The sequence below is a fragment of the Phormidium sp. CCY1219 genome (genome assembly GCF_035615515.1).
Taxonomy (GTDB): Bacteria; Cyanobacteriota; Cyanobacteriia; order Cyanobacteriales; family Laspinemataceae; genus CCY1219.
This window is the reverse complement of record NZ_JAJENT010000825.1, coordinates 36,314-48,025: the sequence shown is the minus strand read 5'-3', so window position 1 is coordinate 48,025 and position 11,712 is coordinate 36,314. Positions and strand designations below refer to the sequence as shown.

The window sequence follows — 11,712 nt, the reverse complement described above, 5'->3', positions numbered from 1 at the left end:
GATTAAATGGGTTTGCGTTGTGATGTTAGCGCGGGGAAAGCGGGTATTTCAGGAAAAGGGAAAGGCGAAGCACCTCGTGGGTCTTTTCCGGGAAGAGAGGAAGGGTGCAGGGGTGCTGTCGGTATTTTCCATGACATCCGCCGAGAGAACAATTGGATAATTCTGCCATTCTCGAAAGGGGTAGCACTGGATTATAACCAAATTGTTTGAACCATTCATCTACTGATAGAATAAAACTATGCTCGGGCTTAAACTGACCAAAACATTCACCAGGGTGCTAAACCCGTCCGTGCAGGCTAACAAACCCGTAACCTACGAGATTCCCCACTCTGCAAGCTTTTCAGAGCGATCGCAAGCACCAGTCATGTCCGATTCCGTTGAATTACTGCGCCAATTTGTGGCTCAGACGCCCACCGCCATTGCCATGCTCGATCGCCAGATGCGCTACCTTCTGGTGAGCGATCGCTGGGCGATCGACCTAAAATTGGGCGATCGACCCCTGCAAGGGCGATCGCACCCTGAGATTTTCCCCGAAACGGGGGGTCAATTGCAAGAGATTTTCCAGCGGTGTTTAACCGGAGAAATCGAGGTCGGGAAACAGCGCACCCGGGAAAAAAACGGCCAGTGGGTGAAGTGGGAAATGCGTCCCTGGCGCAACAACCAAGGTGATATTGCCGGGGTGATGCTGTGGGCACAAATCGACCCGAAATCCGAGGCAGCCGAAAGCTGGACAAACCGCACGCCACTGCTGGAAACCCACAGCGATTCCCGGACCAACGGCATATTGGTGGTGGACGATCGCGCAGGAGTAATTTCCTATAATTCCCACTTTGTCCAACTGTGGCAAATTCCCGAATCGGTACTACAAACCCAAGGCGATCGGGTGTTGCGCGAGTGGATGTTGGCGGGGCTAAAAAATCCGCAAGAATTTCTGACAAAGGTAGAATATTTTGATGGGCATCCGTGGGAAATCAGCCACGATGAAATCGAACTGAAAGATGGGCGAATTTGCGATCGCTACACGGCTCCACTGATTTCCCTGGATGGAAATACCTATGGGCGGATTTGGGTTTTCCGCGATATTACGCAAGCCAAATCCAGCCAAAACAAACTGCGCCACAGCGAACAACTCTACCGCACCTTAGCCCAGAATTTTCCTCAAGGAGCGGTGATTTTGTTCGATCGTAACCTGCGCTACACGATCGCCGATGGCAAAGGATTAGCCGATGTGGGTATCGAGGCGAATCGCATCATCGGAAAAACCATTTGGGAAATCTTCGATCGCGCCACTTGTGAAGCCCTCGAACCGGTTTATCGCGCCGCACTGGCGGGAGAAACCCATCAATTTGAAATGCCTTATGAAGACCGGGTGTATGAAGTGCAAGTATTGCCGGTGAAAAACGATCGCGCAGAGATTTTTGCCGGGATGGTTGTCACCCACGAGATTACCGAACGCAAAAAAGCCGAATCCGCCTTACGGCAAGGGCGAGACAAGCTCGAAGAATTGGTTAAAGAACGCACTGCAAAACTAGAAGAAACCAACGAACGATTGAAGGGCGAAATCATCGAGCGAGTTCGCACCCAAGCCGAATTCGATCGCATCTTTAATCTCTCCTTAGATATGCTGATCGTAGCCGACACTGACGGCTACTTCAAACAGGTAAATCCCGCCGTGGAAAAAATCCTCGGCTACAGTCGAGAAGAAGTCCTCTCCATTCCGTTTATCGAGTTAATTCATCCCGACGATCGCGCCGCCACCGAAGCCGAATTTCGCCAGCAAATTGAACAAGGTTCTCCAGCGATTAAATTCGAGAATCGCTATCGCTGTAAAGATGGTTCCTATCGCTGGTTAGCCTGGAATTCCGTCCCGCTTGTTTCCGAAGGGTTACTCTATGGTGTAGCCCGCGATATTACCGAGAATAAAGCCGCCGAGGTAGCCCTGCGAAATTCCGAAGCGCGAGAACGAGAAAAAGCCGAGCGACTGGCACAAATCTTGCTCGAACTCAAGCAAACCCAAGCGCAACTGCTGCATAGCGAAAAACTCTCCAGTTTGGGGCAGATGGTGGCCGGCATCGCGCACGAAATTAATAACCCGGTGAATTTTATTTATGGCAATCTTTCTCATATCCGCGAATACATTCAAGATTTACTCGGTCTGCTCGAACTTTATTTAGAAGAATACCCTTCACCCGCCCCATCGATTCGCGAGGCAATGGAAGCGATGGATTTCGAGTTTATGATGGAGGACTTGCCGAACCTCTTAGAATCGATGAAAATGGGGAGCGATCGCATCCGCGAAATCGTCTTTAACTTACGGAATTTTTCCCGCATGGACGAAGCCGAAATGAAGCCCACGGATATTCATAAAGGCATCGAATCCACCCTGATGATTTTGCAAAATCGCCTGAAAGCAAGACCCGATAGTCCCGGAATTCAAGTGGTTAAAGAATTCGGCGAGTTGCCGATGGTAAGTTGCTATTCCGGACAGCTCAATCAGGTATTTATGAATATTCTGGCCAATGCGATCGATGCGCTAGATGAGTACAACCGCCATCGTTCTCGCGATGAAATCAACGCCAATCCCTCGATAATCAAGATTCGTACCACTGTCACCTGTTCCCGGTGGGAAAAAAGGGAAGCCCCGGGAGAAGTCAGTTTCCGGGACGAAGATCCGCACGAGTTTTATGCGGTGATTTCTATTGCGGATAATGGCCCGGGAATTGTGCCGGAAATTGGCGATAAACTATTCGAGCCATTCTTTACCACCAAACCGGTGGGGAAAGGCACCGGTTTGGGATTGGCCATTAGCTATAAAATTATTGTTGATAAACATGGCGGGCATTTGTGGTGCAAATCCGAACCGGGTAAAGGTGTGGAATTTTGCATCGAAATTCCCATTCGCCAATTGAATGAAAAGGGATGAAAAAGGGCCAAGCGGGAGGGAGTTTGCTGTGGGGACGCTTTATTTCCAACTGCGAATCGTGGCGAGGTATTTTTGGAGAAAAGGCAAGCCGGCGATCGCGGGAATTAAATATCGCGAAGTACAGAGCAATCCCAATGCGGCACCGGTTGCTTCGTTAAAATAGGGTTGATAAAATACAATCAAGGCCGCATCTCGGGTGCCAACCCCAGCAAAGGTTAAAGGCAGCAATCCGGCTAAAATGGCCAAGGGGGAAAGGGCTAAATTCGCCAGAAACGGAGTCCAAGCATTCAGGGCAAGGATAAAGAACCAAATTTGCAATAAATGACAAAACCAGAGAAAAATTGAGGTGAGGGTAATTTTGGCAAGCTGACGGCGATCGCTCCAGAAATATTGGTGCATTTCCCCCCAGGAAAAGCGCAATTTGTCAAGCTTGAGTTGTACTTTTTTCGGGGCGACCCGCGCGCCGGCGGCAAAAAATACCTTGGCAAACCGACGCGAACTCAGCAGCAGCACGCCAGCGATTAATCCCCCAGCCACGCCCGCCGTCATCAGCCAAAATAATACATCTTTTTCGGGGTATAATAGCAAGCCAAAGGCACACCACAACAGGAGAGAAAGCAAATCGCAGGCTTTTTCAAACACCACCAGAGACAGGGCTAAAGAACCGCTCAAATGCCCGCGATCGCGCATGAAATATGCTTTAGCAATATCGCCCATTTTCGACGGAAGCACCATATTTAACACGCTAGAGGCGAGAATCAATCGATTGGCCTCCGGAAAATCCAGGCGCGTGGTGGGCGGCGCGAGTTGTTGCAATCGCCAACTGGTGATAGCGATTAATGGGAAGACCATTGCGAGGCTAACGCTCATCCAGAGGCGATCGCAATTCTCGAAGACTTTTATCAGTCCGGAAAAGTCAATTTTCCAATAAATGGCCGCGAGAATCAGCAAGCTAACAGCTAAAGAAATCAGTCGTTTCATGGGTTAGGAATGTAGGCGTCAGATCCGGTCATGCACTCATCAATCCCCCAAGGGCACGGCAATACCTTGCCCCTAGCGATCGCGGGTCATGTCTACTATATCTCCAAACCCATCCCTATTCCCCCAATGTTGTCGTCTCGATAGCGCAAATCGCGTCAGCAGTGCCATCGATAGGCGCAGGAGGTGTCTGGGTACCTGAAAAATTACCGTGGAAAAAATAGCGATGGCGAGTATCCGGCGGGGCAAAAGTTAGGCACTTTTGAAAAAACGTATAATTTCGCGAACCTGTTCTAAAACTTGCGAGTCTTCGCTGAGTTGAGCGATCGCATTGCGGGCGTCTTTTGCCAGTTTATCGTGTTCGGCTTGATTGTGCGATCGCAACTCTTCCACCGAGGCAGCAAGACGGGTTAAATCATTGCGATTGGCAGAGAGTTGTCGCTGTACCATTGCCACCATAGAATCGGGATTGTTTTGGTCTAGGTTTTCTTGGATTGCCTCGAGTTGTGCTTCTAAATTGGCTACGCGATCGCGCAGTTCTACCACATCTTCGCGCGGGTAGGTAAATGCTTTGCGAATCATCATCAACCGGGCGGCAATATATTCATAAGCGCGCACCACGGGACGCAAGGCAGTTAACAATAATGCCGCCCCAGAACCGATATATCCTACCGCACTAATGCCGGTGATGGCTAAGGCATACAAAACGATGGCAGAAAGCAAATGCAGCCCTAGGGCAATGCCGAGCGATCGCTTCGCCACGCCTTGCACGTAATTCAGTTGTTTGTCATCGACTGGAATATTTTTTTCTCGGGATTGTTCTGCCTCGAGTACCACTTCTTTCGATTGAAAATAAATATTCCACGGCACGGTAACAATGACCAACAACCACCAAAAACTCGCCCCGCCGATTACCCAATCCAAAAAACTTCCCGTGGGAATGTTCAACCATTGTAAAATGCCAAATGCCAGGAGGAGAACCAGCACCCAAATGATGGTAAATCCACCAAAAAAGTTGATAGACATTGAAGTATTGCCAAATATTTGCTAAACTGTTGCTTCGATTATGGCGATCGCCCCTAGGAATGACCGGGAAATATTGTGACAGTTTTTGCAGTGGCATAGTTACGGGATGGGGGAGCGATCGCCGAAGGGTTGGAAAGATTGGAATTAAAACTGACGTTCTACTTTTAACGGTTGACCGTCTGAGAGGCTATTAATTTCATCGGTGAGGTCGAGCCAAGGCTGCAATTGACCGCGTTGAAACGTGCGACTCATTACCACATAAATCGAGGTTTGGTCGCCACCGATGCCCAAGGAACCGACTTTTTTCCAAGATTGCGCCACTAATTCATCATTAACCTGCCAATGTCCGTTTTCCCAACGCAGGCGGCGGATAAAATAAAACGGAGCACCTTGCTTGCCGGTAATTAGCATTTTTTGCAGGAGTTTGCGGATGAGGTTGGGGAAAAAACGGCCACCGGTGAGCATGACGACTCGCAGGATGAGTAAATTGAGGGGAGTCATTTGTTTTTGTTTTGCCCATCCGAGTTGTCCTTGGATGATAATTTCATCGTCATCGAGTTGGTAGTCATAGCGATCGATTAAATGACCCACGGCATTTTTGAGTTGATTTCCGACGAGGACTTGCAGGGAAAAGTGGGTATCCGAGACGACGAGTTTTCCGTTGCGAAACAGTTTGAAAACGCCGCCTTTGTTGAGGGCGAGATAGAGTTCGGTGGTGGCTTCTGGGGAGTAACCGTTGCTGGTTTCGGAACGGCGATCGATGAGCAATTGGGCGTTGGGGAGGAAAACGCGCCCGGGGGGGCGCGGTGCTTTTGCGGGGCGATCGCGAACGAAATCGCGCCATGCCAGCAAGTAATTCCAGGTATGATGTCCGATAATATGGTCGTCGGCGTAGCAGGGCACCAAACCATTTTCAATCCCTTGTAAAAATAAATCGTTGATGCGAAGGGCTTGCGGCATCCACTGGCCGACTAATTCAAAGCCATGCGGGAAAAAATTATAGGTATTGCGACTGGCATATTCGCCGCCAAAAGAGCCATCGGGGTGAATAAATTCCGCCGCCAATTCCACTGCTTTTTCTAATGCTTGTTTAATTCGTTCATCGGGGGAGAGGCGATAAATGCTGGCCAAACAAGAAATGGTGAGGGTATGATAGCCCGGATCGCAGCCTTCGTATTCCTGAAACCATCCTTCGGAATTTTGCCAAGATAAAACGCGATCGAGACGCTGAGCTTTAGCCCAGTCCCAGGTGGAGGTTTCTAACAGTTTCGAGAGGCGTTCCAAACACAGAACGATTAGGGCTTGGTGGTTGGTTAATTGTCCGCTTTCGTGGTGATGCGCCAACCAGTGGGCGCGGTGTTCGAAAAATTTTAGCGCTTCAAAGTTATTCAGGTTGAGGAGGGTGTAACTTTCGATGCAGGCCAGCAGGGAAAATGCGGCGGCACCTGCGGCGCGTTCGAAGGGGAAATAATCATCGCAAGAAGCGTCGGGATGGGCGCTGCGGGCGGCATAGAGGATACCGGCTTCTACCCAATCGCGAATGGCGCTTTGATGATAGAATGGATTATCCGGCAGGTCAGTTTCATGGGCCAAGGCAAGCGGCCATACAAACTCCTGCGCCATGCCACTGGGGAAGTCTACGATTTTGTAATGCCAGAAGTTACGGTCAAAGCAACCGTAAGTTGGGCTATGGGGGTTGCGATCGCATAAGGTCAAGATTTTCGGAATTTGCGCGATCGCCACAGAGGCAAACAGATTTCTACTCATCGCCTAAAATTATCGATTGATTGAGATAGGATAAAAATTCCCACTACTCGTTCCAGAGGTCAAGATGCAACAGCAAAACGTTCCCCACCGAGTTTTGGCAATTAAGCACGCTGAGTGCGAAAACCTCGGCCATTTTGAAACGGTTCTGCGCGACAGAAACATTCCCTATGAATACTTAGATATGGCAACCGAGGCGACGTTCCCGATGCCGGTAAACGAGTTTTACACCCACCTGATCGTGCTCGGTGGATTTATGAGCGTTTATCAACAAAAAGAATATCCTTGGTTACGTTACGAGTGCAAGTTAATCGAAGATGCTTTACATCGCGAAGTTCCGATTCTGGGGATTTGTTTGGGGGCGCAGCTGGTTGCCAAGGTATTGGGGGCTACGGTGTCGAAAGGCGATCGCGGTCCGGAATTGGGGTGGTACGATCTTTCTGTAACTGCAGCCGGTGAAAACGATCCGTTGTTCAAACACTTTCCCCGCAAGTTTAAGGCGTTGGAGTGGCATGGAGATTGCTTTGAAATGCCGCCAGATTGCGTTCGTCTGGCGGCTTCCCAACAGTACCCAAATCAAGCTTTTCGCTATGGCGATCGCGTTTGGGGGTTGCAATTTCATCTGGAAGCCACGGAAGAAATTGTCGAGAAATGGGTGCAAAATCACAACGAGAATAAACCGCCCGGGGAAAAACTGCCACCTACCCTGATCCGCCAAGCAAATCGCTTGTATTTTCCCAATTTCCAAGCCCTCAGCAGCACCTTCCTGCACCAGTTTTTTGACTATACCACAGGAATGGCTTCATAAACTCGAGTTTAAACCGATTCCTCCACTTTATGCTGAAGCAGAAAAATGTTGCCACGGGCGGTCTTTCTGAGTTATAATCTAGGAAAAAATCCGGGAGAGTCGGCCATATCCGGGGCGATCGCGCTGTGGTTAGGTTAGCCGACACCCCCCATCGTTCATCCTGGCGGTTTCCCTTCTGCCGCCAGGATGTGTTCTGAGTCGCAGACTGGGGATATAGATAAACGGATTCACCTCCTATCCTGTGGATTCGCTGTTTTTTTAAAGCTTAACCTTTCAATTATAGCTCGAAGCGAAAACAGTTTGTTGGATCGCGAGAGGGAAATATTTCGGAGAGTGTTTGCCGTGGGAATCTGTCTGAAGAGCGATGAATTTCCAGGGAATTTTCAGCTACTCTAGAAATAGAGTCTAAAAAATCAGCTAAACCCAAAAAATTACAAAAATGACTACACCGATGGCGCTCGTTTGTGGAACAGAAGCGAACGAGGGTAACTGCTATTGGTTCGCAGATGCCATTGATGTCAAAAAGGTTAAAGAAGCGCTTTCCTGATGCCAATCAAGGAATAATATATCTGCCTGAAACTCTAAGCGCAAGAGCAAGGGTTAATAATTTTCAGCAATTATGCAGTCTGGAGGATGACAAATATGCTATTTCGAGATCGAATGCACGCCGGTCAAGTGCTGGCCCGAAAACTTCGCCAATACGCCAATCGTTCCGACGTACTGGTGCTCGGATTGCCGCGCGGTGGGGTACCGGTGGCGTATGAAGTGGCTAGAGAAATCGATGCGCCACTCGATGTGTTTCTGGTGCGAAAATTAGGCGTACCCCATCATCGGGAATTGGCGATGGGGGCGATCGCCAGTGGTGGCGTCCGGGTTCTGAATGAAGATGTGGTCAACTCCTTGCGCGTCAAGCAGAAAGCCATCGATCGCGTCGCCGCCGAGGAAGACAAAGAGTTAAAACGCCGGGAACAAGCCTATCGCGGCAATCTTCCCCCCTTAGACCTGCGCGATCGCACGGTGATTCTCGTGGATGACGGATTAGCCACCGGCGCTTCCATGCATGTGGCAGCGATCGCCGCGCGACAGCAACACCCTGCCAAACTAATCGCGGCGGTTCCGGTTGGTGCGCCAGAAACCTGCGATCGATTCCGAATGGAAGTAGACGAAATTATCTGCGCCGAAACGCCCGATCCGTTCCTCGCCGTGGGGGTTTGGTATGACAACTTCTCCCAAACCACCGACGCAGAAGTGCGAAAACTGCTCGATCGCGCTTCGCATCAGCAACCGGCTACTTCCCGTCGGTAACTTTCAAAAAAATTAAAAATTTGGTATTGAGAATTGAGAATTTTATTAAGTAGTTCTCACCCCTGTGACTCGTTTGTTTTTCCCCTTTTGCCTTGATAAAAAGAGCGGTTTATAGGGATTTTTTCCGATAGTTTAATTCTTAATTCTTGATTCCTTGCCGAAGCCAAAAGAGGAAACAAGGAGGAAAACAACAATGGTCATTACCCGATTAAAGATTACCGATGCGATTCGCCAAGACGCCCACCGACTGACTGGTGAGACGAGGGACTACGATCCGTTAATGGATATGGTGGGTGACGCGCGCTTCGTCCTCATCGGCGAAGCGACTCACGGCACCCATGAATTTTATCAGCAACGAGCCGAAATTACCAAGCGACTGATTCGGGAAAAAGGCTTTAGGGCGATCGCGGTAGAGGCAGATTGGCCCGATGCCTATCGCATCAACCGCTATGTCCGCAATGTCAGCGACGATCGCGAGGCGATCGACTCGTTGGGGAACTTCGAGCGATTCCCCACCTGGATGTGGCGCAATACCGACGTGCTAGATTTTATCGGCTGGTTGCGCCAATTTAACGATCGCCTGCCCAGCAACGCGGTAAAAGTCGGGTTCTATGGGTTAGATCTCTACAGTTTATACAGCTCCATCGAAGCCGTACTGAAGTATCTCGACCTCATCGATCCGGAAGCGGCTGCCCGTGCCCGTCAGCGCTATGGCTGTTTTGAACATTTCGGCGAAAACGTGCAAGAATATGGCTATGCCACCAGCTTCGGGTTGAGCGAACCATGCGAAAATGAAGTTATCAATCAGCTTGTAGACATGCAGCGTCGTGCCGCAGACTACGCCGGACGCGACGGACGAGTGCCCGAGGACGAGTTCTTTTTTGCCGAACAGAATGCGCGGTTAGTGCGAAATGCGGAGGAATACTATCGCTCTATGTTCCGGGGGCGGATTTCTTCGTGGAACTTGCGCGATCGCCACATGACGGAAACCCTGGAGAATCTGGCTCAGCACTTGAGCGATCGCCAAGGTTCTCTGGCCAAAATCGTCGTCTGGGAGCACAACTCTCACCTTGGCGATGCCCGGGCCACAGACATGGGTGCTGCAGGAGAACTGAATGTGGGTCAACTGATGCGCCAGCGCTATAATGACGATGCGGTACTGGTGGGATTGACCACCAATACCGGCACCGTTACCGCCGCTTCCAGTTGGGGCGAAACCGCCGAACGCAAGCGCGTCCGTCCCGCCCTGCCAAACAGTTATGAAGGGCTGTTTCGCGATAGCGGACTGTCTCGTTTCTTGCTCGACCTGCGCCAAGATTCCGACGCCGTAAGCGAACTGCGCGCGCCGCGACTCGAACGGGCGATCGGGGTGATTTATCTTCCTCAAACCGAACGGGCAAGCCACTATTTTAACACAAAGTTACCGAATCAGTTCGATGCGGTTATCCACTTTGACGAGACCCGCGCCCTCGAACCCCTGGAGCGCACCCCTATCTGGGAGCGCGGCGAAGTCCCCGAAACTTTTCCCTATGGCGTCTAGTCTTCACACAAAACAACTATGCTGGTTCCCAGGCTCAGCCTGGGAACCTCCAATCGGCGGCTCTGCCGCCTTTTAACTCACATAAAGAAACGCAAAACGGATAAAAATGGTAAAAACACAGAATTTAGAAGAACGACTGGTACGCCTGCCCGTAGGTCCGGTCAATTTAGAAGGCAATCTCAGCATTCCCGTGAATGCCAAAGGGATTGTGTTGTTCGCGCATGGCAGCGGGAGCAGCCGCCACAGTCCGCGAAATCGTTACGTGGCGAGTGTCTTGCAGGATGCGGGACTGGCCACCTTACTCATGGATCTGCTGACCACCGAAGAAGAAATCGTGGATATGCGAACCCGTCACCTGCGCTTTGATATCGGCATGTTAGGCGATCGCGTTGTGGGTGCCACCGACTGGCTCACTCACAACCGGGACACTCGTCACCTGAAAATCGGTTACTTTGGAGCCAGTACCGGGGGCGGTGCTGCCTTAGTTGCGGCTTCCAAACGTCCCACACTGGTGGGTGCGGTGGTGTCTCGCGGAGGTCGCCCGGATCTGGCCGGTCCGGCGTTACCCTTAGTTCAAGCGCCAACCTTGCTGTTGGTGGGAGGTCGCGATCTTACCGTCATTGACATGAATCAAGAAGCAATGGCGCAAATGCAGGCCAAAACCAAACTGCAAATCATTACCGGTGCTACCCACCTGTTTGAAGAACCCGGAAAACTGGAAAAAGTCGCCCACCACGCCAGCGAGTGGTTCCGGCAGCACTTTGTCTAAATTTCCGTTATATCGCCAGATGAATCTCTGCCGCGATCGCCGATCCAGCGCGCGCTGGATCGGCGATCGGGGTTTGTGCAAATTTTATACCCGGATTTGAAAGCGAACCATGCAGCACCGATGCCTGGGTGGTAAAATTGCTTGGTGGGGAGGCAGAGCCTCTAGGGAGGTTGCCCAGGCAGAGCCTAAAAACGAGTCGAAGGAAGGATCGTTACAAAAAAAATTAGTCCGCGTCGGCGGACGCAAGAAAAGCTCAGACGCGATTTCAATCGCCCGCTTTTTATTCGATTCAACTCACCACCGGATGCCAGATTTCCAGAAATAAATCCCTCCCGGGATGGATGTTACAACACTTGATAAACCCTAAACTGATACCATTTTAATTTAGGTCTGCAACAGATAACTGATAAGAATCTCTGAGACCCCACGATGCGGCGAGGATTAAAATCCCCGCCCGTGGAGCTGAAGTCGGTTAAAAACCGACTAGGAAACTTACGGTAAAAGTATTTCAGTCGGTTTCAACCGACCCCACGCTATTATTAGCAGGGGTTTTAAAGCACCTGCGGGTGTTGCCACTGATGCAAGATATCAGTTCAAAT

8 protein-coding genes are annotated in these 11,712 nt (G+C 50.5%); 5 read left to right on the top strand and 3 right to left on the bottom strand.

Annotated elements, in window-relative coordinates:
• Nucleotides 1-274: 274 nt before the first annotated feature.
• Nucleotides 275-2,923 (top strand): PAS domain S-box protein, encoded by a 2,649-nt coding sequence (locus LKK83_RS25970; RefSeq protein ID WP_324634367.1) that lies wholly within the window; start codon nucleotides 275-277, stop codon nucleotides 2,921-2,923.
• A gap of 39 nt (nucleotides 2,924-2,962) precedes the next feature.
• On the opposite strand, the gene LKK83_RS25965 is transcribed toward LKK83_RS25970, so the two are convergent.
• The 3 genes from LKK83_RS25965 to LKK83_RS25955 all read right to left on the bottom strand — a co-directional run bounded on the left by LKK83_RS25965 (nucleotide 2,963) and on the right by LKK83_RS25955 (nucleotide 6,694).
• The gene (locus LKK83_RS25965) at nucleotides 2,963-3,904 is read right to left on the bottom strand and encodes a lysylphosphatidylglycerol synthase transmembrane domain-containing protein (protein WP_324634365.1); all 942 of its coding nucleotides are present in this window, start codon (nucleotides 3,902-3,904) and stop codon (nucleotides 2,963-2,965) included.
• A gap of 249 nt (nucleotides 3,905-4,153) precedes the next feature.
• Nucleotides 4,154-4,927 carry a hypothetical protein gene (locus tag LKK83_RS25960; protein WP_324634364.1) on the bottom strand — a complete coding sequence of 258 codons (774 nt, stop codon included), beginning with the start codon at nucleotides 4,925-4,927 and terminating at the stop codon, nucleotides 4,154-4,156.
• A 144-nt stretch (nucleotides 4,928-5,071) separates the two neighbouring features.
• On the bottom strand, nucleotides 5,072-6,694 hold the full coding sequence (locus LKK83_RS25955; RefSeq protein WP_324634363.1) for a hypothetical protein: 1,623 nt from the start codon (nucleotides 6,692-6,694) through the stop codon (nucleotides 5,072-5,074).
• A 64-nt stretch (nucleotides 6,695-6,758) separates the two neighbouring features.
• Between LKK83_RS25955 and LKK83_RS25950 the strand changes: the two genes are divergently transcribed.
• From LKK83_RS25950 to LKK83_RS25935, 4 genes are all read left to right on the top strand, one after another.
• Entirely contained in the window at nucleotides 6,759-7,499 is a 741-nt protein-coding gene (locus tag LKK83_RS25950) for a type 1 glutamine amidotransferase (protein ID WP_324634362.1), read from the top strand.
• 642 nt (nucleotides 7,500-8,141) lie between these two features.
• On the top strand, nucleotides 8,142-8,804 hold the full coding sequence (locus tag LKK83_RS25945) for a phosphoribosyltransferase (RefSeq protein ID WP_324634361.1): 663 nt from the start codon (nucleotides 8,142-8,144) through the stop codon (nucleotides 8,802-8,804).
• Nucleotides 8,805-8,997: 193 nt separating this feature from the next.
• Nucleotides 8,998-10,344 (top strand): erythromycin esterase family protein, encoded by a 1,347-nt coding sequence (locus tag LKK83_RS25940; RefSeq protein ID WP_324634360.1) that lies wholly within the window; start codon nucleotides 8,998-9,000, stop codon nucleotides 10,342-10,344.
• A 106-nt stretch (nucleotides 10,345-10,450) separates the two neighbouring features.
• A complete protein-coding gene (locus tag LKK83_RS25935; RefSeq protein ID WP_324634359.1) occupies nucleotides 10,451-11,113 on the top strand; it encodes a dienelactone hydrolase family protein in 663 nt (220 codons plus the stop codon).
• Nucleotides 11,114-11,712: the final 599 nt, after the last annotated feature.